The sequence below is a fragment of the Luminiphilus syltensis NOR5-1B genome, assembly GCF_000158175.1.
GTDB lineage: Bacteria > Pseudomonadota > Gammaproteobacteria > Pseudomonadales > Halieaceae > Luminiphilus > Luminiphilus syltensis.
Genome location: NZ_DS999411.1, coordinates 3,098,206 through 3,122,941, shown reverse-complemented (window position 1 = coordinate 3,122,941; position 24,736 = coordinate 3,098,206). Strand labels below are relative to the sequence as shown.

Below are 24,736 nucleotides of genomic sequence, written 5' to 3'. Positions count from 1 at the left end.
GGCTCACTACTCATCATAAAAGTCGTCTTCGGGGACCGTATTCGGCCGTTTGAGGTCCATTAAGATCTCCCGCGCCGCATTGGCACCACAGGCCGATGACACACCGCCACCCGGGTGGGTCGAAGAGCCACACATGTACATATTCTGCAGCGGCATTCGATACTGACCGTACCCCGGGAAGGGCCGGTTGAACAGCAGCTGGTCGATGGTCAGCTCGCCCTGAAAGATATTGCCCTCGGTCAGACCGATTTCGTTTTCGATTTCGTGGGGTGTGCGCACTTCCGCATGCACCACGAGATCCTTGAAGCCCGGTGCATAGCGCTCAATCTTGTTGATGACGGTTTGCCCAAACGCATCGCGCTTTTCGGGAGTCCAGGGGCCATCGGCAAGCTTGGGTGGACAGTACTGGATAAAGGTTGACATCCAGTGCTTGCCCGGGGGTGCTACTGTGGGATCCCAGGCCGACGGAATAATGGCCTCGATAAAGGGATCGTCCGACCAGCGGCCCCGTTTCCAGCAGTCGTAGGCGCGCTCCATGGTCTCCAGCGACCCGGTGTAGTTCTGACCACCGCGGTTGATGTAGCGGTTATCGGGGATGTTGGTGAATTTGGGCATGCCCGAGAGCGCAATGTTGACCTTGCCCGAGGATCCGCGGATCTTGAAGTTACTCGCCCGGTCGTAAATTTTCGGCGGTAGATCCTTTTTGTCAATGATCTTGGTGAAGGTGCGCTTGGCATCGAGGTTGGATACCACGATGTCCGCATAGATTTCCTCGCCACTTTCCAGGGCGACACCTACGGCCGTGCCGTCCTTGACAAGAATTTGTTCTACGCCGGAACCCGTGCGAATCTCGCCATCGTGGGCCTTAAGGGCACTGGCCAAAGCGTTGGAGATGGCGCCCATCCCGCCGCGTGCCAGTCCCCAGGCACCGACGTTACCATCGACATCACCCATCACATGGTGCAGAAGAATGTAGGCGGAGCCGGGTGACTGGACGCCTAGTGCCGTCCCAATAATGCCGGGTGCCGCCATTGCCGCCTTGATGAGATCATTCTCGAAATAGTCGTCGAGGAAGTCCGCCGCGCTCATGGTGAAGAAGCGGATGTACTCGTACAGCTCGCGCTCGCCGAGACCCCAAAACTGTTTACCCAGCCAGAGCAGCTCTTTGATGTCTCGCGGCTTGAACGATGAGGGGTCGGGCGGGGTGCGCAGCAAGGTTTTGCGAATGAGCTGGGCATAGCGACCGAGGTCGGCCTGAAGTCGCGCCATGGCATCGGCGTCTTTTACCGAGTGCCGCCGCAGTTCATTGTAGGCCGCTTCTTCATTGGGGTAGTCGATAAATGCTTTCGAGCCATCGTCGCTGAAAGCCACGGTCCCCATATAGGGCACCAGCAGCAGGCCGTGACGGGTGAGATCAAGGTCCCGGTGAATCGATTGGCGCATCATGCTGCACACGTAGGAACAGCTGGAGTAAAACCAGCCCTCGTGCATTTCACGGGTTACTGCGGCGCCGCCGATATAGTCGTTCTTTTCGACCACGACCACGTTGAGACCCGCTTTGGCCAGATAGGCCGCGTTGGTGAGGCCGTTGTGCCCGGCACCGATGATGACTGCATCATATTTCTTCACGACAACATCTCCTTGGCCGCGTTGCGCCCCGGATTACCATTGATGTCGCCGCCTGGATGGCTTCCGGCACCGCACAGATACAAGCCGGGAATGGGGGTGTTGTACTGGGCGGCCTCGTAAGTTGGCCGCATCATGAGGAGTTGATCCATCGCGGGCTCAGCGTGGTGCCAGTGACCGCCGCTGACGTGATAATCGCGCTCCAGATCCTCAGGGGTGAGCAATTCACTGGCCTCCACCAGCTCACCAATGCCGGGTGCGTGGGCCTCGAGCTGCGCAATAAGTTGGTCGGTCAGGGACTGCTTTGCCGCATCGGTCCAGCCGCCCTTGATCTTCCCGGGAACGTACATCACGTGGGCGGAGAGAACGTGACTGCCCGTGGGGGCGAGGTCGTTTTGCGAGAGGGTGGGTATGACCACCTCCATCACGGCCTCTTCCGGTACTTCACCGTACTTCGCGTTGTCGTAGGCAAATTCGATGGTATCCATGGTGGGTGCGATCAGTAAACGGCCTTCGGGATTGGCCACACCCTGGAATGCGGGTTTACCGGATAGCGCCAGATGCAGTTTCGCCACATAACCGTCGGTACGCAGGCGGCGAATTCGGTTGCTGAAGTCGATCTCCAGCTGTGGAGCGCCGAGCAGGCCCAATAGCGTCGTCTTCGGATCGGCGCTGGATACCACTTTGTCGGCCTTGATCTCTTCGCCGTTGGCGAGTTGCACGCCGCTGATGCGCTGCCCGTTTTCGTCGCCCTCGACCGTGATTTTCTGCACGGGCGTGCTTGTTCGGACCTCGGCACCGTTGGCTTCGGCGGCGGTGCGGAGCGCATTCATAAGGCCGTTGATGCCGTTGGGTGGAATACTGTGCTGGCCACCGTGTTTTCCGGCCATCCGGTTGAGGACGGTCAGCACCGCCTGATTCGGCGAGCGGGGGGCCAGCTTGGATCCCAGTAGCCCATCCCAGCACAGCGCGGCCTTGAGGCGCTCGTTGTCAAAGGACTCATCGGCGAGGTCGCGCATGGGCAGGGTTGCTACGCGCATGAACTCCAACATGTCGTCACGACCGAGCATACGCAGCTTGAGGCCGAGCTTGCCGAAGGTGAACAGATCCGCCACTGATGTGCTGCCAATTCGGGGCATGGTGCTTTCCCAGAAGGGGGCGAGGGCATCGGCAAAACGCCTGAGCTGTGCTTGCAGCGCCTGGTAGGTCGCGCTGTCGTCGGCGCCGACACCGGTGACGCTGCTGCCGTCGATCTGGATGGGCGCGTCGCTCGGGTGAACCGCGGTCAAAGGCAGCGCTTGCGCTGCCGCCTTGAACCCATGGGATTCAAGGTCGAGGTCCTTGACGATGGTATCTGCCAGGCCGACAAGCGTGTGGGCAATGGGAGCGGAGAAACCGGGGTGAAACTCGCGAGTAGCGGCGAGGCCTCCCACCGTTTCATTGGCCTCCAGGACCAGCACCGATTGCCCGGCCTTGGCAAGATAGCTCGCGCAAACCAGACCGTTGTGGCCGGCGCCAATAACGAGGGTGTCGTAATGTTTCAAAGCAACCTCAACCGCAATGTGAAGCCGCTAATGTAGGCAGCGGTGTTTCCGGGCACTACCGCGCCTATACGCGGAAACTTGTTGGAAGCTGTTGGGTAACCCGTGGATCAGCCTCGTCGGATATCAACACTGCAGTCGTAATAGCAGGCGCCACCCACCAGGGAGTCTTTGTGCCCGGGAATCAGTGCATTGATGGTCTTGCCTTTACCGACTTCCGGCATCCAGGCGCCTTTGGGTACAAAGAGGGTGCCACGGCGAACGTCGGGGTTAATGGAGGCGGGCAAGGTGATGGAACCCAGTGCGTTGGTCATCATTACGGGATCATCGTGACTGATATCAAATCGATCAGCATCCTCGGGGTGGATCTCGCAACGTACATCGGTCGCCTGCTCGGGTAATCCGCCGTAGGTCGAATTGACCCGCTGCTCGGAAGCGGGTGACACGACAATGAATTCGCGTTGATCGGGAAGTGGTTTAAAGGTGGGCACACCCTCACCCGAGCGTTCTTCAAGCGCGGTCGAATACAGTTCAATTTTGCCACTGGGTGTCCCCGTTGGTGTTCCCCGGAGAAGGCCGGGCTCGGCATAAGGGGTCATGTCGAGGGCGGTATTCAGTGCTTTCTCTGCGGGTTCGCCGTCGTGATCAACAAAGCAGTCCTGCGCCAGCTTTTCGTCCGAGTCTTTGAAGCACTCCTCTTCAAAACCAAAACGCGCTGCCAATGCGCGGAACAAATCCATATTGCTTTTGGATTCGCCCGCGGGCTCGGTTACCGCTTTCGAGCGTTGCAAATAACGGTGTCCGTAGGCGGTATACACATCGCCGTATTCAAAATGGGACGCGGCCGGCAGAATCAGGTCGGCGCAGGCCATTGAATCGGTCATGCTCAGATCGCTACCAACGACGAACACGTCGCTGCTGCGTAACGCTTCGACCATGCGGTCCTGTTCGGGATGTACCGCCACTGGGTTGTGGTTGTAGATGAACAGTCCGCGCAGCGGTGTTTCGTCACCGGGCTCCAGCACCAGTCGCGGGATGTCCATAACGTTGATTTCACGCACCGGCGGTCCGAGCTCCGGGCGGGTCAGTGCATCGCTGGTGACGGGGTAAAAGCCGCCGACATCGCAGGGCCCTGCGCCCTTTGGGCCAATGTTGCCGGTCAGCGCAAGTAGCGACATGGCCGCACGGAGGCCGGCACCGCCGTTGCGGTTGCGCTCGGGGGCAACGCCGATGGTCATACCGGCGGGGCGACAATCGCGCCAAAGCTGGGCAAATGTACTGATGAGCGCACTGTCGATCCCGCACATCTCCGCTGCGCGTTCCAGTGGATAGTGTGCGGCCGCGTCGAGGAACGCCTGAGCCCCCTCGGTGTGCTCGGCGATGAAATCGTGATCGAGTCCGCCATGCGCTGCCAGCTGATGGGCAATGGCATAGGCGAGGACCACATCGGTACCTGGAAGCAGCGGAATGTGCAGGTCGGCGTCCTTGGCGATTCGGGTTCGTTTAGGATCGATTACCACCAGTTTGGCGCCTTCTTTCTGGCGCTGGCGTATGAGAGTAGTGACATGCAGGTTGCAGGTGGTGATGTTGTTGCCCCACACCACGATGAGATTGGAGTGGGCGAGCTCGGCAAAGTCAATGCCACCGGCGTCTCCAAACAGTGCCTCCCAGGCGGCGCCGAGGGTGCCGGCACACAGCGGCGACGAGTCGACGCGGGTGGCGCCAAGACGGTGAAAAAAGCGCCGATCCATTGAGCCTATTGCCAATTTTCCCATCACACCGCCGTACCGCAGCGGCGCTATGGCCTCCGCACCCCAGCGATCGATGATGCGCTGGCTTTCGTCGACAATTTTATCAAGAGCGGCTGCCCAGCTAATCGGTTGGAACTCATCGGCACCGTCGTTACCGACACGAATCAATGGAGTTAATAAACGTTCGGAGGGATGGGTCTGGGTGGCCATGGCGCGCGCCACCTTGCCGCAGATCTTGCCCCGGGTGTAGGGGTTGGTATCACTGCCGCGAACGGCAGCGATGACGCCGTCCTGAACCGACACCTGCAGGCTACAGGTGTCGGCACAATCGAGTGGGCAGACTGCGGGGAGGGTCTCTTTGGCATTCATGGGTCACCATCCGTCTGGGGGGAAGCAATGATCGCCAGAGATTAGCAGATACCTTCGCAGAACTCACAATGGCCCGGATCGCCGCTTCGATCGGGCCAGTAACGTGCTTTTACGTCCGCGCTGTTAATTAGTGCGCTGTTTCGAAGGGCCAGACTTCGAGGCCGTGGATGGCATTGCGGATGTCCATGGTCATGCACACCGATGCGACACGATCTCGCGATCGGATGTCATAGAGGCTCACCGTGGATGGGGAAGAACCCGCTGCAATGAAGCGCTCGTCCAACAGGCACAGGCCGCGCCCGAAAGCCTGTCGGGCGATACTGGAATCATCAACCCCTTTGTATTCGAGGGTATCGGGGTCATAGCTGGGAACGATAAAGGCCAGCTGTTCTCCCCGCCGGGGTACGTAGCGCACCCGATCTGCCTGGGTGTCGTTAAAAACGATACCGTCGCCGAAAGGGCGTGCGTTGTGGGCCCCCTCGGGCAGGCTGCATAGGGTCTGTGCGCGGTTGGCGTTATCCACGCGGACGATGGCTCGAGTATGCAATCCGCTGAGAAACAGGCCTTTGCGGTCGACGTGCACCATGTTGATATGCTGATCGTTGCTCGGCCGCGGCCCCTGGTCGTCCTGGGGATCAAAGGCAAAACCCTGCCATTGCTCCGGATTACCCATCAGGTGGAAGCCCCACTCGAATTTTTCGCTATCAAGGTCAAAAACCAGCACCGCATCGAATCCGGTCGACGTGATAAACAGCTTGCGGCCGGCGCGGCATATTTCGTGGGCGTGTTTGAGGTAACGGTTGCGCCAGGAGCCAACGACGTTGAAGTCGGGGTCATAACAGAACAGTTCATCGGACGCGGCGACGAATATGCGCTCGTCATCAAAAGCGATGCCCCGCAGGCCACGGTCTGCACCACGCCCCGAGAAGTCGATTGCGCCGCTGTTCCAGTCGACCACTTGATCGAGCTTCTGGTTTTCAAAGTCGAGCAGGAATATACCGCCGTGGGAGTCGCCTTTCTGACTGCCACGGACCACCGACGTTGCTATGAATGTGGGTAATTTAATGGTGAGTGCTCCGATTGTTATGGCCCATGTTGCGGGCTACCTGACAACCAAGCTGCCTTACAGTCTGGACGTCCCCGGGATTCGACGTATAGTTTAGTGCCTAATACCCAAGTCGGGTCAACGGAGTTATAGCAATGGATATCGGAGATCCCTACCGGGAGCTCGGCCCCGTGCCGATGCAGCCGCTACTCGACGCCGTACTGGCGCTGCCCGCAGAGGCCTGGTTGGAGAATGAGCAGCGCCAGAATGATTATGACGTTCATCGGCGGACGGAGTCGATTGTGCTGCTGTTTACCGATGGCGAGGGCTGGCCGGATATCACTGTGTCACGAGAGGGCGGTTGGGACCACCTCGGCGATGTCGCGCTGCCGTTGATGGAGAGCATTATCCGCGAGCATTATCCGCCGGGAGGCACCATAATCAGGGCTATGGCAGCGAAACTGTTGCCGGGGGAGGTGATCACTCCTCATCGGGATAGCCACCCTTCTTTTCATCACGGTCATCGCATACACGTGCCGCTGATCACCAATCCGAGAGTGCGATTTACGGTAGATGGCAGACCCATGCCCATGAGGGTCGGAGAGGCGTTTGAGATTAATAATCAGAAGGCCCACAGCGTGATGAACAAAGGTGCGGAGCCCCGGGTGAATTTCATTTTTGATTACGTTCCAAAAGAGCGTACTGAATCCATCTGAGCTCCCAGAGAAGTAGACTACTACCCCCGTTTTGGTTTCCGGATAAATATCTATGGCGCGCGTTTCAAGTCCCGCAGGTTCCACACTTAAGGAGCGATTCCAGAGCGCCGAGACGTATCTGCGTAACGGCGACTGGCGCAATGCACAGGCGGTCTGCGAGGTGGGTCTGCAAACCTTTTCGGGTGATCCGGGCCTCACCTGGCTGCTGGGTCGCTGCCTTATTGGCCAAAAAAAGCTCCAGCGCGCGGACGCCCTGACACGTGACCTGTTATCGATGCACCCCGACCTTTATCGGGCACAGGAATTGCGCGGTGATCTCGAAACCGTGACCGGTGATTTCGAATCGGCTCGGGCCAGTTACAACCGGGCCCGCGATCTGCTGCCCGCGGACGCCACAGCGGCGGCCGAGCAGCTCAGCAAAAAGCAGGCGTACCTCGACCAGCAGCAAGAGGCCACCGGGGGCGCGCTGATGCCCGAGGGAGACAGCGACGATCTGGCTGAGGCGGAGCGGCTCAAGGCCCGAGGGGCCGGCGGGGAAGCGGAAGCCATTCTTCGTCGTCTGGTGCGTCGGAATCCTGACAACGCCGAGGCGCTGCGACAACTCGCGACGATGGCGTCAGAGCATTTTCAATATGCGGACGCGGCGGCTTTGCTGACCCGCGCTGTCGAGGCATCGCCGCGCTTTGCGAGGGGGTGGTTAGATCTTGCCCGAGCTTATCTCGACCTGGGGGACTACAACGCCGCGCTTGAGAGCTCAGAGCGGGTCGTGGCGTTGTATCCGGAGGCCGCGGACGCCCACGTGGTGCTGGCGAACTCCCAGTCCCAGGCGAACCTGCATGAGGAGGCGATAAACTCCTACAGCAACGCACTCGATATCGCACCGCACCATGACGGTGCCTTTTCCGGGTTGGCACACCAGCTAAAAACGCTGGGTCGACAGGACGAGGCTATTGCCACGCATCGTCGGGCCATTGCGGCCAATCCCAAAAATGCCGAAGCCTACTGGAATCTCGCGAACCTCAAGACATTCCGCTTTGAGGATGAGGAAGTCACGGCGATGGAACAGTTGATTGCCCAGGGGTTTGACGATCCGGAGCCTGAGGCCCAGATTCACAATGCCCTGGGACTCGAATACGAAGGCCGCAAGGACTATGACCGGGCCTTTCACCACTTTCAGGCGTGTAACGAGGCGCGTCGCAGTCAGGAGCGCTACGACCCGGTTGCCACTGAATTGCAGGTGCAGGACATGATCGAGGTCTTCACTCCGCAAGTGCTGGCAGCAGGCAAAGACATAGGACTCGACGACAGGTCCCCCATTTTTATTGTTGGCCTGCCCCGATCGGGCTCTACGCTGCTCGAGCAGATTCTCGCCAGTCACAGCCAGGTGGAGGGAACCCATGAGCTGCCGGATCTTGGTCGGATTATCCATGAGATGAATCGTGGGCGGCAGCGCGACGCGAGTTTTCCCCTGGTGGCGCGAAACTGGTCGCCGGAGCAATGGCGCAGCATCGGTGAGCGCTATATCGCGTCGACGCAAAAATATCGCAGTGATACGCCGATTTTTATTGATAAAAACCCGAATAATTTCATGTACGCGGGTTTACTGCGCATGGCGCTGCCGAACGCAAAAGTGATCGATGCCCGCCGCCACCCCATGGACAGTTGCTTTGGCGCCTTTAAGCAATTGTTCGCCAGTGGCCAGTCATTCAGTTACGACCTCCTCGACGTCGGTGAATACTATCTACTGTATCGAGAGCTGATGGATCATTGGGACGAGGCCATGCCCGGCGCCGTGCTGACCATGCAGTACGAGGCGGTGGTGGCCGACCTCGAGCAGCAGGTGCGTCGCCTGCTCGACTACTGCGAGTTGCCCTTTGAGGAGGCGTGTCTCGAGTTTCATAATACCCAGCGAGCGGTTCGCACCGCGAGTTCGGAGCAGGTCCGACAGCCGATTTATTCCAGTTCGGTCAATCTCTGGAAGAATTACGCGACGCATCTTGAGGGGCTTAAATCCACTCTGGAGCCGCTCTTGGCCGCCGAATGACAATAATTAGGATTTTCTTTTTTATTCCGAGCGTATAGGATAAGTAGCGGTGTTCCAGCGCACTTTGGATGCTAAATGCGATTGGCGACCAGTGTCGCAACAGTGCGATGGGTCAGTCGGGCCTAGTAAATTGCGTATTTCCCACGTCAACAAGGAGTCCTAACATGCCGTCCAGTTTTCGATTCGCGAAAGTCCCCATTGCCTCGGCATTAACCGCGGCCCTCGGCAGCACCCTTGCAACATCAGGCGCAGTCGCCCAGACAGAACAAAAGGCACGGCTCGAAGAAGTCGTCGTGACCGCGCGAAAGCGCAGCGAGTCCGCCCTTGATATCCCCATTTCGGTGCAGGCACTCGGCGGGGAGATGTTGAAAGACTTCCGGCTGCGCAACGTTGCGGAGATCGCGCGATTTGTGCCCGAGTTGACCACCCGGGACATTGGCGCCGGGCAGACAGACATCATCTTTCGTGGCGCTTCGACGGGCTTTAGCTACACCACCCAGTCCACCACGTCGTTGTACCTCGACGAAGTGTCGCTGACGACCCAGGGCGAGCAGCCCTATGTGTATGCGGTGGACATGGCGCGGGCCGAAGCATTGGCGGGTCCTCAGGGCACGCTGTACGGGGCAGACTCCCAGGCGGGCACGCTGCGCATGATTACCAATGCGCCGGATCCGAGCGGCTTCGAAGTCATTGTTGACGGTATGTTACGCGACGGATCCGAGGGTGAAGAGAGCTACGACGGCTCCGTGGTGGTCAACCTGCCGCTGATCGAAGACACGCTGACACTTCGGGTGGTCGGTTATACCTCCAAAGACGGGGGCTTTGTCGACAACGTGTTCGGACGAACCACCCTCGATCGCAAAGCAGAGGCTATCTACGGCCGCAGCCCCTCCGGCTGGGGCACCCTGGACAACGCGGATGTGGTCGAGGACGACATTAACGATTTCCGTGTCGACGGTTTCCGTGCCGCGCTCCGCTGGGATGTGAACGAGAACTGGACCGCCACCGGCATGTACATGAACCAGAGCTCCGACGCGGGCTCTTACAACTTTACCGATGACTACGCCGGTGATCTGGCAACAGTGCTTTACAACGAGGAGTTTTTTGATATCGAGTACGACGTCGCCTCTCTTGTCATTGAAGGCGATCTCGGCTTCGCGCAGTTGGTATCGGCAACCGGTTACTATGACCAGTCGGGCGAGTTCTTTCAGGACCAGACCACCTACGTGCGCGCTTATGCGGCCTACTATTGTTTCGAGGCGGATCCGAGCTACGTGTATTTTACCGCGCCTAACGGCGAGGCGGTCTACTTTGGTGGCTATTGTGGTGCGCCCACCGTTGAAGGCGATTTTTTCAACGCGGGAAAGCAGTTTAATGGTGCAGATCGATTTGTGCAGGAATTGCGTCTATCGGGAGACAGCGATCGTCTGGAGTGGATTGTTGGTGGTTTCTATGAAGAGAGTTCGGCTTTCTACGAGGAGTTTTTCGGCGGCGTGACCGGTAATGAAAATGGTCGAGGCGTCACTGAAGATTTATATCAGGACTCAATCTCTCTGGCCTATGCCGAATTTTTTACAGGCCCATTACCTGATTCGACCGTACCGTTTTACGCCAAGCAGGTGGTGGATTTTGAGCAGTGGGCCGTGTTCGGCGAGCTGACCTACAATATCACCGACAAACTCGATGTGACCGTCGGCGGGCGCTACTTCGATCGCGAAAGTACCTTCAACTATAACGAGGAGGCGTTGGCCGAGGGGGTGCCCGATTCGGCGCCACTGGTGGGCGAGACGCAGAGTGACCAGGAGTTCGCACCGAAGATTGGGCTCAGTTATGACCTTACCGACACCAGTATGATTTATGGTCTGAGGTCGGTGGGCTTTCGGCCCGGTGGCGTCAACCGTTTCCGCGGCGTTCCTGCGTTTGGCGAGACCTACGACCCCGACGAAATGATCAATTGGGAGGTGGGCTACAAGGGCACCATTGGCGGCAATCTGAATGTCCAGGCGGCCGCCTTCCTGATGGACTGGGAGGGGTATCAGTTTTCGGCGGTTGACCCTGCTGTGGGTCCCTGCCCCGATGGCGGCTCGATTCCGGGTGTATGCGGGCAGCCTTACCAATTCAACGTGTCCAACGCCGGTGACGCCAGCATTACTGGCATAACGCTTCACTTTGACTGGGGCGTTACCGACAACCTGACACTCGGACTCAACGGCACCTGGATTGAGGCCGAAACCGACACCGCTGTCGACTTTGAGGACGACGGGGAGGTCGACATTCCGAAAGGCGCGAAACTCCCCAACGCGGCCGACGTCAGCGGCTCCGCCTGGGCGACCTATCGTTTCCCTGTGAACCGGTTGAAGGCCGAAGGTTTTGTCCACCTCCAGTGGTCCTATAGCGATGAACGACTCAGTCAGATCGCCGAATCGCCCATCGAAGATATCACCAACTCGTTTCCCCAATTCACCATGCCGGCCTACGACATTGGCGACCTCAGCGTCGGGCTGGAGGGTAGCAGTTGGGAAGCGTCTATTTTCGTCAACAACATCACCGACGAGCGCGCCAATCTGGGGCATCGCAACTTGGGAGGGTGGTCACAGTACAACGCTGAGGACGGACGCGACCACGTTGCGCCGTATTATACCAACCGGCCGCGGGAATTTGGCGTCCGGGTGGTGAAACGCTGGGGTGGCGGTTGATACGTCTCCATTTCGACAGATGAAGAAAAGGCCGCAATTAGCGGCCTTTTTTTTGGTACGCTTGCCTGTTGTTGGGGCCATTGTGAGGACACATGCAGCAATCCAAGGCAGCAAAGAATCCGCCAGCACACTGGATGCGAACCCTGATTCGTCAGGGTTTCGATCATTTGAATGCCGGGCGTATCAACGAGGCATCCGCCTGCTGCCAGCGATTGTTAAGCGCCGATGGCAACCTCGTCGAAGCCCATTTTCTGGTAGGGCTTATTGCGCTGGAAATAAAGCAGACCAATAACGCCATCCGTGCCTTTGGGTCGGTGACACAGCTTGATCCGACCCACGGCGCTGCCTGGGCCAATCTCGCGAATCTGTTTGTCCGCGCTGGGCAGTCGGGGCGCGCCGACTCCGCACTGGCGAAAGCGGTGGAGCACGCCGATGACAACCCGATTGTTCTGGATCTGATTGGTTCGGTACATGGACAGCTCGGCGCTCAGGACGAGGCGGGTAAATGGTTTGCTCGGGCGCTTGAGAGAGACCCCGACAGTTTGATTCACCAGATCAATCGCGCGAATAACCATACGTTCCTCGGTGAGCTCGATGCGGCGGAGACATTGTTGAAAAAAGTGCTGGCACAGGCCCCTTCGCATCCCAACGCCCACTGGCTGATGTCGGGTTTGCGCAAGGCCAAAGATCGTCGTCACGTAGCGATGATGGAGGAGCTGGTGCAGTGCAGCAAAAACCCCCGCGCCCTGGCTTTTCTGTACTACGGCATGGGTAAAGAGCTGGAGGATCTCGAAGATTGGCAGGGGGCTTTCAAGGCCTTTGCCAGCGGTGCTGCTGCGCGGCGTACCACGATTGATTTTGATGAATCCAATGAAATTGAATTTTTCAGGGCTTTTGCCGATACCTACACGCGGGAATGGCTGGACAATGGGCCCGAGGGTGATCCGGATCCGTCACCGATTTTTGTGGTCGGCCAGCCGCGCACCGGGACGACGTTGATAGAACGCATTATTGTGGCCCACTCGCAGGTGCATTCGGCGGGAGAGCTTCGCCAATTTGGGCACTGCCTGCGTCGGTTATCGGATTATCGCGAGCCGACACCCCACTCACCGAAGCTGGCGCAGTTGGGTGCGGCGGTGGATCCGTCGAAGCTGGGTGCAGCCTATCTGCAGACCACAACGGCATTGCAGGGTGGTTTGCCCCGGTTTGTGGATAAGTTGCCCCCCAACTACCTGTTCATACCGCTGATTCTCAAAGCCTTACCCAATGCCAAGATCGTTCACCTTCGCCGCGGGCCAATGGATGCCTGCTTCGCAAGCTTCAAGCAGTTGTTTGCGGACGCCTATCCGCATTCCTATGAGCAAGCGGAAATGGCGCGTCATCACGCGCGTTATTTCCGACTTATGGAGACCTGGCGGCAACGATTCGGCGATCGATTTCTCGATATTTCTTACGAGGATACTGCGGCTGATACCGAGCCCAACGCGCGCCGGCTTATCGAGTTCCTCGGTTTGCCCTGGGAAGACGCCTGTCTCGAATTTCATCAGCAATCGGGTGCCGTGACGACAGCCAGTTCGGTGCAGGTGAGACAGCCGGCGCACACCCGTTCGGTGGGCCGATGGCGGCATTATGAGAGCGAGCTCGGCCCAATGCGCAAGGCGTTGGAGGCAGAAGCTGTGCCGTTGACTCTGTGATTGTTTGCACTATATCGGTGCGACAGCAGTGTAGGGCGCCTCAAATAAATCCGTTTCGGTTGAGCGTATAGGACAGGATGCGCCCGATGCCCGGTTTCAATAAAAAAAGAGTAATATCGCTGGTTGTAGCAAACCCGCGATGCGCAGTTGCACACATTTCAGCCATACCCGGAGAGACATATGACCAGGCATTTACGTTCCCTAAATCGGTCAGCAGACACTGCACAGCGGGCGTTACGACCCGGTAATGGGCGATCCAAAATAGCGCAGGCGGTGTCACTTGCCGTCCTTACGGGCGCAGCCTCTGCACCCCTGAGTGCGCAAAAGCTCGAAGAGGTCGTGGTGACGGCGACTAAACGTTCTGAATCGCTAATGGACGTGCCGCTGTCGATCACCGCCATTTCGGGTGCCGAAACTCGGCTGCTCAACCTGAACGACATCAAGGATTTGATTTCTTTTACACCCGGCATCACCGGTAACTCAAAGGACTCGTTTCTCGACACGGTGTCGGTCCGTGGTATTCGGACCAACCTGTTTGGTAACGGCGCGGAACCTTCGATTGGTTTCTACGTCAACGGTTTGTATCAGGGCCGCACGGGTTCTGCGGTGAGCAGCTTGTACGACATTGAGCGCAGCGAAGTACTGCGCGGTCCCCAGGGATTCCTGTTTCCCCGCGGTGCCGTGACGGGCGCGTTCAATGTAATGACGCAAAAAGCGAGCGTTGAAGACGGCTTATCGGGGTATGGCGAACTCGATGTGGGCGAGCGCGGAGTGCTGGTATTCGAGGGTGCGGTCAACGTCCCGCTAACCGACAATCTCGCCATGCGTATTGCGGGCTTTCACACCGAGGAAGACGGGTACGTCAAGAACCTCGCTGGTGGCCCTGATCTGATCGGCCATGACAGCGACTCCTTGCGCGTCAGCTTCCGTTACGAAACCGAAAAGCTCACCGGGGATCTGATCTTCCAATACGACGATCGTAATCGGGACGGCTCCATCTATCAGGTTACGGGTGAGGGCCCCAATTTCAACGGTCCGTCGCTGCTGTTCCTTAACGGCGGCGAGCCCTTTGAAGTGGCGCGCGGCACGCAGACCAACAGCAATGATCGCGTGGGTCAACGCGATGAAGCTGAGGTTTTCTCCCTTGGGCTGGTTCTGGAATACGACCTTGGCTGGGCAACCCTGAGCTCGCTGACCGGCTACAAAGACCACGACTACGAGTATGGCGAGGACTACGACGGCCTGCCGATTACGCTTTACGAATATGAGCAGTTCCAGTCGGGCGATTACATCGAGCAGGAGCTCCGCCTGACCTCTCAGAGCGACGGGCCCTTAAGCTGGTATGCCGGTGCATCGGTCTATAAAGAAGATATCGACACTTTATTCGGCGCGATTCAGGAAGAAGATATCTATTGCGACCTGTATCTGAACTACTATTATGCCCCGGATCAGCGTGGCTGCACCGGCTTCTATGAAGATTACCTGGGCGGCTATTACGATTTCACGGCATCGACCAATGGTTTGATTAACGACTACAACGAAACACTGGGTACCTACGAAGGCTACTCAATGTATTTCGAAGTCGGTTACGAATTCAGCCAGAGCTTCGATATGACCGCGGGTATTCGTTATTCCTACGATGAGCGGGATTACTCGAATGAAAAACTGCCAGATATCGGGGGTTCTCAATTTGGCGGTGGTATTTCCGGGATGTCCGAAACGCCAGAAGGCCCGGTGTCTGACTCGGCAGACTGGGATGCCATCACCTATCGGGTAGCTGCCAACTGGCGGCCCAACGACACCACGTTGCTGTTCGGCTCCGTCGCCACAGGCTACAAACCGGGCGGTTACGATGTCTATGGCTTCGAGAACAACGCTACCGGTACGGCAGTTGCGGGTCCGGCGCTGCCGGGGCGCGACCGTCCAGCGGATTTCGACGAGGAAACGATTACAGCTTACGAGCTGGGCTACAAGGGTCGCCTGATGGACGGTCGGGTCCAACTGTCAGTGACCGCATTCCTGTACGAGTACAAGGACCTTCAGGCGTTCTTTTCCGAGCAGAACCCTGACGGCCCGGGTACCCGAACCGTAGGGGACAACGTGGGCGTTCTCGACGGTTGGGGCAGCGAAATTGAGGTTAATGCTGCACTCACGGACAATGTCACCCTGCGGCTGGGTGGTTCGTGGCTGGACTCCGAAGCAAATGACGTTCAGCCCTTCTGTGGCGCAGCCGTCGACCTCGGTGCGTCGGAAGACGCCTGTGAAGGAGAACCGCTGCCGCTGGCGCCTGAGTTTACCTTCTTCGCGGTGTTGAACGGCTCCTTCCCGGTTGGAGATCGAGGCGGCGAATTGTTTGCCAACCTGGCCTACAGCTGGGAAGACGACTCCAAAGGGGATTGGATCCCCGAAGACCTGTCGAAGCAGACGATTCGCTTCCTTGACCAGACCGATATTGTTGTCGGTTATCAGGAAGAAGACTGGTCCATTAGTGGCTATGTTGAGAACGTTTTCGATAATAACTGGGTTGACGGTACGTTCGGTGAGTCCTTCGATGGAACACCTTACGCGCAGTTTATCTTTGGCCCGTCGCGTCCTCGCACTGCTGGACTGCGAGCGAGCATCAACTTTTAAAAAAAGCTCGCTCGGTTTTCAATAAAAAAACCCCGGCACTGTGCAGTGCCGGGGTTTTTTTATGAACAATTCGACGCGAAAGATTCGCTTTTGATTTGCCTGTTACTGGAGCCCAGATCCATCGGCGGAGTAAATAACCCAGATCTTGCGATAGCCCTCGGTCTCCCAGATACCGGTCCACTCCTTGGGGATGGTCACGGCGTCGCCCGCGGTGATTTCGGTGACGGTGCCATCACTCGAGGTCAGCGTTACGCCGCCTTCCAGAAAGTACATGAACTCATCGACGCCGTAGGGTTCGGTAATTTCCCAGCGCGAAGCCGGTGCGCTGTACATGCCTGAGGCAAATTTGCCGTCGGATGACAGCAGTGAAGTGATGTCTTTGACAGTGCCGTTTTCGTTGACGGTCACGCTGGTTTCCGGCGAATCAAAAATCGCGCCGGCCTGGTCTTCGGGGGTGAGCTCTGCCGGTTGCGGTGTCTCAGCCAGCGCCGTGGTTGATAGCGCGACGGCAGCGGTGAACAGTGCGGCCCGTTTGATGTGTCCTTGCATGATGTTCTCCTCGAGGGGGTTCAGAATGACGGCGCGGGATCAATGCCTGCGCCCCTATTATGTACCAGAAGCCAGCGATCAGGGATTCCTACCCTGTCTGCTCGGAGACGGCACGTCTCGCCGCGTCGATGGCGCCGCTTACAAACGCCCACGCGGTTGAGTCGGAATTGGCAATCGATATTCTGCCCAGTTGGGCTGCACCCGCCAGATGCGGACCGAGGTCCGGGCCGTAATGGGCAGGATCGAACAGTTCGTTGTACTCGTAGGCATAGCCATGGGGCCAGCGATTGACTGTCACCGCGGCCACGTCGCGCTCCACATCAAAGCCGCCTGGGGCAAGCGCACCATCGAGCTGTTTGAAGATCCCGGCTTCGAAGTCGTCGTAGCTCATTTGGTATAGCGTCTGTCTGCCAACCCGGAACTGTTCCTTGTTGGTCAGTCCGGAATCGGGGGCGCAGGGAATGAAGCTGCCATGAATCAGTGTCGGCATCGATGGGTCCTGCGGGTACTCCACGCCGCCCATGCTGACCGGAAAGTCCATCTCAATGGTGTGCATCAGCTCCGGCTGCGGCACCATGATTTGCTTGAAACCCAGATTGGCGAATGCCTCCCAATTGCGTAAGGCCGCTGTGATATAGACCAGGGGGACTTTCTCGGCGTATTCGATGGCTTCGCGCTGGATCTCCGGTAACTCGGGGCACAGGTAGGGCACCATGGCGTTGTAACAGGCCATGACCACGTGCTTTCCCCGCACTCGCTCGCTGGTCCCGTTGCGCACGTAGGTCACATCGACGCCGCGTTGGTCGGGGTTATGGCGGACTTCGATTGCGGTGCTGTTGAGTCGTAGCCTGCAGGGGTTATCACTGCTATCGAGGGCACTGTAATCCGCTCGGGCGAGAACGAGGTCTTCCATGGTCGATCCGGGAAGCACCCCCGGTATTAACGCGCGCACCAGCGAGCGGGCGACGCTGGCATTGCCATCGGGGAAGTGGAATATATACGGCTCCTCCTCTTCCTCCTCGGTTCCGTGGGGTGTTGCTTCTACTCCGAGATGCCGCGTGCCCGGAAGGCTGAAACGGTGTGCCAGCGACGCCGGCATGGCCTCCCAGCCGACGCCTCCCTCGCCGCGCATGGTGTCCCGCAGCATCAGGTACACGTCCTCATGCACCCGGGCCTTGTCGAGCAGCAGATCCCGGTAGCTGTGGTTTCCCAGCCACTCGCGACGATCAGCCGGGGGGATGTCGGCGAGATAGTTCTGCTCGCTGCTGAGCAAACGCAGCAAATCCTGCTTTCCCTGTTCGCTGATCGGATAACGCGCTACCGTCTCGGCGGCCAGAACCTTGCCCGGTTCGCTCCACACATTCAGACCCTCTTCGGTGACGTTGCGTCCATACACCGATTCGCTGAACCAGATGCCGTCCTTGAGGCCGCGACTGCTGAAGAAATCCTGATCGAAGTAGTCGTAAAAACGCTCGGTGAAGATACCCAGGTCTCGCAGCAAGTTTTTTGAGACGGATGAATAACCGCTTGGATTGGCGATCGACTGACTTCCGCCATAGCCGACGTGGAGTTTGCCATCGACCGACAACTCGTTGCGCCGTGCATGGCCGCCGAAATCGTCATGGTTGTCGAGGATCAGAACCCGGGCATCGGGCCCTTTTTCCTGGCGCCAGAAGTAGGCGGCCGCCAGGCCGGAAATGCCGCCGCCGACCACAACAAGGTCGTACTCACCCTCGCTGGTCGACGTTGGGCGGGAGAAGGACTCGCCCCGCCAGGCGAGGGCATGGGCAACGTCAAAGGAACCCGGTTGGCTGCCTCGAAGCCCGGTGAGAGCCGGTGGGTAGGGCGTCTTCGGTGCCGCCGCCATCAATTCCAGCGGCGTCAGGGCGCAGGCGCCGGCGGTGAGTAGCGTGCCATTGAGGAAATCCCTGCGCGTAAGGCCGGCGGTTTGTCCCCGCTGCATCCTCGATTGCGTTATCCGCGATCGTTTTTTCATCCGCTGTTCCTGTGCTGAAATTGAATATGACTCTTCTACCCAGGGGTGCCCGTGACCGCCTTTGGTCAGGTTCGGTGCGCCACTATGCCGGCTGAGATTATCAGAATTAAGGGGACCGTATTACCGACGCCAGTCGGGGAGTAGGCGTGACTTTCGACGCCCGCCCCTTGTCGTTCCCGTGTCGTCGGTACCCGATGGGCGTTCCCGGGGTGCGGTGCACTCGAGGCTGCGTATGCTCGGGATTCGGAACCCGGCGGGCAGGGCGCTTGCTACCCTGCCTGCTCGGAAACCGCGCGTCGCGCAGCATCGATGGCGCCGTTGACATAGGCGTAGGCCGAGGAATCCGAATTGGCGATGGAAATCCGTCCGATCGGCGCCCGACCGGCGATATGGGGACCTTTGTCGACGCCGAATGACGGGTCATCGAACAGCGGGTTGTATTCGTAGGCGTAACCGTGGGGCCAGCGGTTGATGGTGAGCCCCGCCAGATCGCGCTCGATATCGAAGCCTCCGGGGCTTAGTGCGCCATCGAACTGGCGCAGCAGCCGACGTTCGAAGTCGTCATAGCTGAGCTGGTAAAGCTCACGTCGTCCACGTCGATACTGCTCTTTGTTGTCGAGGCCGGAGTCGGGAACACAGGGGATATAGCTGCCGTGCACGAACACGGGCTGCGACGGATCTGTTGGGTATTCAATATCACTCATGCTCACGGGAAAATCCATGCTAAAAGAATGCATCATGTCAGGCTGGGGAATCTTGATATCTCGCATCCCGAGGTTGGCGAAGGCCTCCCAGTTTTTGAACGCCGCCGACACGTACACGAGCGGCGTTTTTTCAGCATAGGTAATAGCTTCCCGCTGGGCTTTGGGCAGCTCGGGACACAGGTAGGGAATCATGGCGTTATAGCAGGCCATGACCACGTGTTTTCCCCTTGCCATGGTTGGGGTGCCCTTGCGCACATAGGTGACCTCGACCTCGCGTTCACCGGCGCTGTGTTCCACCTTAATAGCGGTGCTTTTTAAGCGTAACCGGCAGGCATTGTCGGCCCGATCCAGTGCGCTGTAATCGGCTTTGGCCAGCACCAGCTGCTCCATTGTGGAGGGGGGCAGGACGCCGGGGATCAGATCACGCACCAGTGCCCGGGCGACGCTGGCATTACCGTCGGGGAAGTGAAAGATGTAGGGCTCATCGATCTCCTCGGCTGACGATTCGGGCAGCGGTGGTAAATCGAGGTAGAGGGTGCCTGGGAGTTCTTGCTCCTGTGCCCAGAGGGCAGGCATGGCGTCTTGGCCGACACCGCCGTACCCTCGCATGCCATCTCTCAGCAGGAAATACACATCTTCTGGCATCTTGGCCTTTGACAGCAGAAACTCTTTGTAGCTATGGGTGATCAGCCATTCACGACGTTTTTCGGGGGCTATATCCGCAAGAAAATTCGTATCGCTGTTAAGCAGCTGAAAAAATCCGCGCCTGGCCTCCTCGGGAATCGGGTAGGCGGCTATATCCCCCTGCGTCAACTTCTCCGTTGCGCGACTCCAGGTCTGGATACCTTTGGCAGTAACGTTGCGGCCATAGACTTCCTCGCTAAACCAGAAGCCGCGGCTGAGTTTCTGCTTGTTCCAGAATTGTTGGTCGTAATAGTCATAGAAACGATCGGTGAAAATGCCCAGATCACGCAATAGCTGTGCCGCCGCGGGGGAGTAGCTGCCCGGGGTATCGATACTCTGACTGCCGCCGTAGCCCAGCATCAACCTGCCATCAACGGTAAACTCATTGCGCCGCGCGTGACCGCCGAAATCATCGTGATTATCGAGGATAAGAATGCGGGCATCGGGGCCATGCTCCTGGCGCCAGAAGTAGGCGGCTGCGAGCCCAGAGATACCACCCCCGACGACAATAAGATCGTAGTCCTGATCGTCAATGGAGGAGGGTGCGGGGAATGTTTCACCGCGCCACGCCAGGGCGTGCGCGACGTCGAAAGAGCCGGGGTGACTGCCCCGGAGACCGGTCAATGCCGGTGGGTAGCCAGCGGTGCTTTTGTAGCCAGCGGCGCTTTTAGAGTCACTGGCCAGGAGTTCCAGTGGCGATAAGGCACACGCCCCTGCAGAGAGCAGTGTGCCACCAAGAAAATCCCGTCGCCGGATACCGCTGGCGGCTGCACTTTTCGCGGTAATACCCCGCTGGGGCGATGGCTTTTTCATTGTCATAGTCTCCTGGGGATACGTCTGGCCCTGGTCGCGGTATACCGCCATTGAGCAATGCGGCGTTGACCTCTCGCTCACGGCGTTACTTCATTCTGCGGGAACACGGTATTACAATCAGGCCCCCAGTCTAGGAGCCAAGTCCGTCGCCTTCGCGATGGTGAGAAGCTAGTGTATGTATTACGGTGAACGATTCAACAGCATCTCTCATGTGGTGGGCGCGGCACTGGCGCTGGTCGGTCTTGGCGCCCTGATTACGCAGGGTATCGAGATGGGCAGCTGGCAGGCAGTTGTTGGCTTCTCGGTCTTTGGTACCACACTGGTCCTGCTCTACACCATGTCTACGCTTTATCACAGCTTTCCCATGGCGTCGGTAAAGCGTCTGTTCCAGCAGCTCGACCACGCGGCTATCTATCTTCTGATCGCAGGTACCTACACCCCTTTCCTGATGGTGCTGTACTGGGATAGCCGCGGTCCACAGATTCTCGTCGGCCTTTGGATACTCGCGTTTATTGGGTTGTGGCTTGATCTGTTTATCGAGCGGCGGATCCATGCGTTGCAGCTTACGATCTACCTGCTGATGGGGTGGGTTCCATCGCTTTTTATGGAGGGTCTGGCCAGCCGGCTAGGAAGCGTCGGATTCGGCTTTGTGCTCGGTGGTGGTATTGCCTATTCCGTGGGCGTGATCTTTTACGTGCTCGACAAGCTCAAGCAACTCAACCATGCCCACGGAATCTGGCACCTCTTCGTGCTGTTCGGCTCGATGGCGCACTTCGTCGCCATTATCGGCTTTATCAAGTGATAGGAAGCCAGCCGGTAGTTACCAGTTGATCGTGTCGAAATCCGCAGCGCTGTGTCGTTCGGGCAACTGCGACGCTTCATCACCCCAGGTTCGATTCACCAGACGACCCCGTCGCACGGCCTCGCGCTCGCCAAGCTTTGACGCCCACGCGGTCAGGTTCTTATAGGACGCAACGTCGAGAAACTCACTGGCTTCGTAATGGTTGTCTATGGAGAGACCGCCATACCAGGGCCAGATGGCCATATCGGCGATGGAGTACTCATCTCCGGCGATGAAGGGCACGGCTGCGAGGCGCTGGTCCAGCAGATCCATATGCCGTTTGACCTCCATCGCATAGCGATTGATGGGGTATTCCATTTTGCTGGGGGCATAGGCGTAAAAATGGCCGAAGCCACCGCCCAATAGGGGAGCCGACCCCTGCAGCCAGAACAGCCAGTTCAGCACCTCGGTTCGCTGCTCGCGGGTCGTGGGGAGGAAATGCCCGAACTTTTCTGCGAGATAAACCAGAATGGCACCGGATTCAAAGACCCGAGTCGGCTCCGTTTCCGAGCGATCCACCAGGGCCGGAATTTTGGAATTTGGATTGGCAGCGACAAATCCCGAGGAAAATTGCTCGCCATCCATGATCTTGATCAGATGCGCGTTGTACTCGGCACCTGATTCGCCGAGGGCGAGGAGTTCCTCGAGCAAAATAGTGACCTTCTGTCCGTTGGGCGTGCCCAGCGAATACAGCTGCAGCGGATGCTCACCGACAGGCAGTTCGGCATCCGAAGTGGCACCGGCGATGGGCCGGTTGATACTGGCAAACCGTCCGCCGCTGTCAGTGTCCCACGTCCATACTCGCGGCGGTTGGTACTCGTCGGCTTCACTCATTTTGTCGACACCTGCTCCGTTTCTGCTGAAATCTGGTTATGCTACGCAGATGATCACTCATCGGCCCAACGAACCGCACGCCTTTTTACGGCCGCTGCGCCTTCTGGCGCTCCTAACCCTGCTTGGTGCGCCCGTTTCTACCTGGGCGGATACCCACCGTGTGTCGATGGTGACGGAGGCCGGGACCATCGAGCTGGCGCTGGATGCTGATGTGGCACCTGTGACCGTGGCCAACTTTCTGTCCTACATCGATGCAGGCGCGTTCGAGGGCGGAAGCTTCTATCGGACCGTGTCACCGGAGAACGACAATGGTTCGCCGCCCATCAGTGTTATTCAGGGGGGTGCCCGGGAAGACGCCCCGCGAATGGCGCCGATTGCGCACGAGAGCACCGAGGACACCGGCATTCTTCATCGGGACGGCGTGATCTCGATGGGACGCTACGAGGTGGGTAGCGCCGACGCCGAATTCTTCATCTGTATCGGCGATCAGCCAGGACTCGATTTTGGCGCAGTCAGGAATCCCGACAAGCAGGGGTTCGCAGCGTTTGGTCGCGTCGTGGAGGGCATGGCGGTGGTGCGGGATATCCATGGTCGCGCTACCGACTCCGCCGCTGATGACCCCTATGTGGCCAATCAGTTGCTGCGCGAACCCGTGTTGATTGAGTCCGTCACGGTGACACCCATTATTAAACAGTGAGGAAATACTGTGATCGATTTTGACAATGGTGAAGTCTTCAAGCTTAAGCCCGATGATGATTATGCGGAGAAGGTTCAGGGGCTACTTCTCGACGATGAGGAAGTGCTCGGTGCCTATAAAAGCATGCGCGACGGTATTGTGTTTACCAACAAGCGACTCATCGCTGTCAACGTTCAGGGGATTACCGGTCGCAAGAAAGCGTTTACCTCGTTGCCCTACCGCACCATTGTGGCGTTTGCAGTGGAGACCGCGGGCACTCTCGACCTCGATTGCGAGCTCGAGCTCAGCTATTCCTCGTTGGGTAACGTTAAATTTGAATTCAAAGGAGCGGTTCCGATCGACGCCATCGCCAAGTCGATCGCCATCCACTCACTGCACTAAAACCACGTTTATCGGGCGAGAGCGCCCAGCCGGGCGTTGCATTGTTCGGGTCGTCGCGAGGGCCGCAGGGCTTGTCATTGAGGGCTTATTCAAATTCAGCGAAAGGGGCTCGCACCCGGGTTTGTACGGTCAGGCGGCATCGACTGATCGGATCTCGAAGCCCTGCAGGGGAAAATGCACGTGTACGGTCCCCATATCGGGTGTGTCCCTGCCAACAATAATGCGGCTGTCATTGGCGCAGACCAATGTTCCTCCGACGGGATCAAGACCGTAGTCGTTCGGCGCCACCGCGACCCTACTGCCTAAACGCTGGTCCTGCCCCGGCTCTGTGATCGCCCGGGGTTCGTGGTTTCGGGCCTGTTCAAAAGCGGCACTGGGCGCCACTTCTGTTCGGTTCCCCTGCCCGATCGCGTCGATTCGCTCAAACCAGTCTGACAGCGCCTCCATACCGGCCGGCAGGGGCTGCTGCCCCACGGTTTTTGCAAGCCATAGTGCATGGTAAACACTGAAGTCCGCCAACCCCGCCTGCCCGCCATCGCCATTCAGATAGTCGCGTCGCGACAGCACTGCGTTGAGCTGGGCCTGGTGGGCATCGAGCAGGGCTTTCGCCTCTGACGCTTTGGGTGGTCTGACCTTGGCCGTTTTCATCATTGCGCCACGGTCTTTTATAAATCGCAGCGCGCCCAGGGGGCCGAATGATCGCAGTAGCGTCGATAGCACCCGCAGCGGCGGCACACTGGTGATCGCCGCGAAAAAGACATCACCTTCGGCGCGTTCGACCAACTCGTCGACTTCAGGATCGGTCGCCGGGCTGTTGAGGTCAGTGTTGTTCGACAGCGCGAGAACCTCTTCGGCAATCAGTGCGGTGTCGCAAAAAACGTCCGCCCCGATTTGTGCCACAGGTATACGCCGATAGCCCCCAGCAAGGGGGTCGATATTCGGTCTCGGCGGCTGTGGCGGGGATAATACCGACCTCCAGCTCAAGCCGGCGGCACCCAGCAACAGACGTATTTTCTCTGCGTAGGGCGATGCCTCGTAGTGGTGCAGAATAAAAAGCGGTTCAGTCATGAATCCTCCTGGTCAGTTACGCGTATTAACCCTAACGATGGCACCGGGTCGCGGCA

17 protein-coding genes are annotated in these 24,736 nt (G+C 58.4%); 8 read left to right on the top strand and 9 right to left on the bottom strand.

Translation table 11 applies throughout. The features are described from left to right. Positions 1 to 6: 6 nt before the first annotated feature. The 4 genes from NOR51B_RS14130 to NOR51B_RS14115 all read right to left on the bottom strand — a co-directional run bounded on the left by NOR51B_RS14130 (position 7) and on the right by NOR51B_RS14115 (position 6,323). Positions 7 to 1,629, bottom strand: a complete 1,623-nt coding sequence (locus NOR51B_RS14130) for a phytoene desaturase family protein (protein ID WP_009021228.1) — start codon at positions 1,627 to 1,629, stop codon at positions 7 to 9. Beyond that, positions 1,626 to 3,170, bottom strand: a complete 1,545-nt coding sequence (locus NOR51B_RS14125; RefSeq protein WP_009020821.1) for a phytoene desaturase family protein — start codon at positions 3,168 to 3,170, stop codon at positions 1,626 to 1,628. Before NOR51B_RS14125 ends, NOR51B_RS14130 begins: the two co-directional genes overlap by 4 nt. A 107-nt stretch (positions 3,171 to 3,277) precedes the next feature. After that, complete coding sequence (locus NOR51B_RS14120) at positions 3,278 to 5,287, bottom strand: molybdopterin-containing oxidoreductase family protein (protein WP_009019582.1); 2,010 nt, start codon at positions 5,285 to 5,287, stop codon at positions 3,278 to 3,280. Positions 5,288 to 5,414: 127 nt separating this feature from the next. Then, positions 5,415 to 6,323 carry a hypothetical protein gene (locus tag NOR51B_RS14115; protein WP_009019887.1) on the bottom strand — a complete coding sequence of 303 codons (909 nt, stop codon included), beginning with the start codon at positions 6,321 to 6,323 and terminating at the stop codon, positions 5,415 to 5,417. 164 nt (positions 6,324 to 6,487) lie between these two features. Here NOR51B_RS14115 and NOR51B_RS14110 point away from each other — a divergent pair, with 164 nt between their 5' ends. The 5 genes from NOR51B_RS14110 (at position 6,488) to NOR51B_RS14090 (ending at position 16,113) form a co-directional block, all read left to right on the top strand. Continuing rightward, positions 6,488 to 7,048 carry an aspartyl/asparaginyl beta-hydroxylase domain-containing protein gene (locus NOR51B_RS14110; protein ID WP_009020831.1) on the top strand — a complete coding sequence of 187 codons (561 nt, stop codon included), beginning with the start codon at positions 6,488 to 6,490 and terminating at the stop codon, positions 7,046 to 7,048. Positions 7,049 to 7,100: 52 nt separating this feature from the next. Further along, a complete protein-coding gene (locus NOR51B_RS14105; protein ID WP_009021217.1) occupies positions 7,101 to 9,092 on the top strand; it encodes a tetratricopeptide repeat-containing sulfotransferase family protein in 1,992 nt (663 codons plus the stop codon). Positions 9,093 to 9,256: 164 nt separating this feature from the next. Next, positions 9,257 to 11,788, top strand: coding sequence for a TonB-dependent receptor (locus tag NOR51B_RS14100; RefSeq protein ID WP_009019368.1), 2,532 nt, complete (start codon positions 9,257 to 9,259; stop codon positions 11,786 to 11,788). A 92-nt stretch (positions 11,789 to 11,880) separates the two neighbouring features. Then, positions 11,881 to 13,482: a tetratricopeptide repeat-containing sulfotransferase family protein gene (locus tag NOR51B_RS14095; RefSeq protein WP_009019058.1), complete on the top strand. Its 1,602-nt coding sequence runs from the start codon at positions 11,881 to 11,883 to the stop codon at positions 13,480 to 13,482. A 180-nt stretch (positions 13,483 to 13,662) separates the two neighbouring features. Next, positions 13,663 to 16,113, top strand: coding sequence for a TonB-dependent receptor (locus tag NOR51B_RS14090; RefSeq protein ID WP_009019854.1), 2,451 nt, complete (start codon positions 13,663 to 13,665; stop codon positions 16,111 to 16,113). Between the two features lie 102 nt (positions 16,114 to 16,215). Here the strand turns inward: NOR51B_RS14090 and NOR51B_RS14085 are convergent, their stop codons facing one another. The 3 genes from NOR51B_RS14085 to NOR51B_RS14075 all read right to left on the bottom strand — a co-directional run bounded on the left by NOR51B_RS14085 (position 16,216) and on the right by NOR51B_RS14075 (position 20,859). Next, a complete protein-coding gene (locus NOR51B_RS14085; RefSeq protein WP_009020471.1) occupies positions 16,216 to 16,662 on the bottom strand; it encodes a cupin domain-containing protein in 447 nt (148 codons plus the stop codon). 88 nt (positions 16,663 to 16,750) lie between these two features. Continuing rightward, a complete protein-coding gene (locus tag NOR51B_RS14080; RefSeq protein WP_009019402.1) occupies positions 16,751 to 18,658 on the bottom strand; it encodes an NAD(P)-binding protein in 1,908 nt (635 codons plus the stop codon). Between the two features lie 269 nt (positions 18,659 to 18,927). After that, positions 18,928 to 20,859: an NAD(P)/FAD-dependent oxidoreductase gene (locus NOR51B_RS14075; RefSeq protein WP_050759500.1), complete on the bottom strand. Its 1,932-nt coding sequence runs from the start codon at positions 20,857 to 20,859 to the stop codon at positions 18,928 to 18,930. A 175-nt stretch (positions 20,860 to 21,034) separates the two neighbouring features. Between NOR51B_RS14075 and trhA the strand changes: the two genes are divergently transcribed. Next, positions 21,035 to 21,661 carry a PAQR family membrane homeostasis protein TrhA gene (gene trhA, locus NOR51B_RS14070; protein ID WP_009021145.1) on the top strand — a complete coding sequence of 209 codons (627 nt, stop codon included), beginning with the start codon at positions 21,035 to 21,037 and terminating at the stop codon, positions 21,659 to 21,661. An 18-nt stretch (positions 21,662 to 21,679) separates the two neighbouring features. Here trhA and yghU read toward each other — a convergent pair whose 3' ends face one another. Next, positions 21,680 to 22,534 carry a glutathione-dependent disulfide-bond oxidoreductase gene (yghU, locus tag NOR51B_RS14065; protein WP_009020032.1) on the bottom strand — a complete coding sequence of 285 codons (855 nt, stop codon included), beginning with the start codon at positions 22,532 to 22,534 and terminating at the stop codon, positions 21,680 to 21,682. Positions 22,535 to 22,583: 49 nt separating this feature from the next. Here yghU and NOR51B_RS14060 point away from each other — a divergent pair, with 49 nt between their 5' ends. Beyond that, entirely contained in the window at positions 22,584 to 23,231 is a 648-nt protein-coding gene (locus NOR51B_RS14060) for a peptidylprolyl isomerase (RefSeq protein WP_009021308.1), read from the top strand. A gap of 9 nt (positions 23,232 to 23,240) precedes the next feature. Beyond that, on the top strand, positions 23,241 to 23,612 hold the full coding sequence (locus NOR51B_RS14055; RefSeq protein WP_009020694.1) for a PH domain-containing protein: 372 nt from the start codon (positions 23,241 to 23,243) through the stop codon (positions 23,610 to 23,612). 129 nt (positions 23,613 to 23,741) lie between these two features. Here the strand turns inward: NOR51B_RS14055 and NOR51B_RS14050 are convergent, their stop codons facing one another. Further along, positions 23,742 to 24,680 carry a glutathione S-transferase family protein gene (locus NOR51B_RS14050; protein WP_009021324.1) on the bottom strand — a complete coding sequence of 313 codons (939 nt, stop codon included), beginning with the start codon at positions 24,678 to 24,680 and terminating at the stop codon, positions 23,742 to 23,744. Between the last annotated feature and the right edge of the window lie 56 nt (positions 24,681 to 24,736).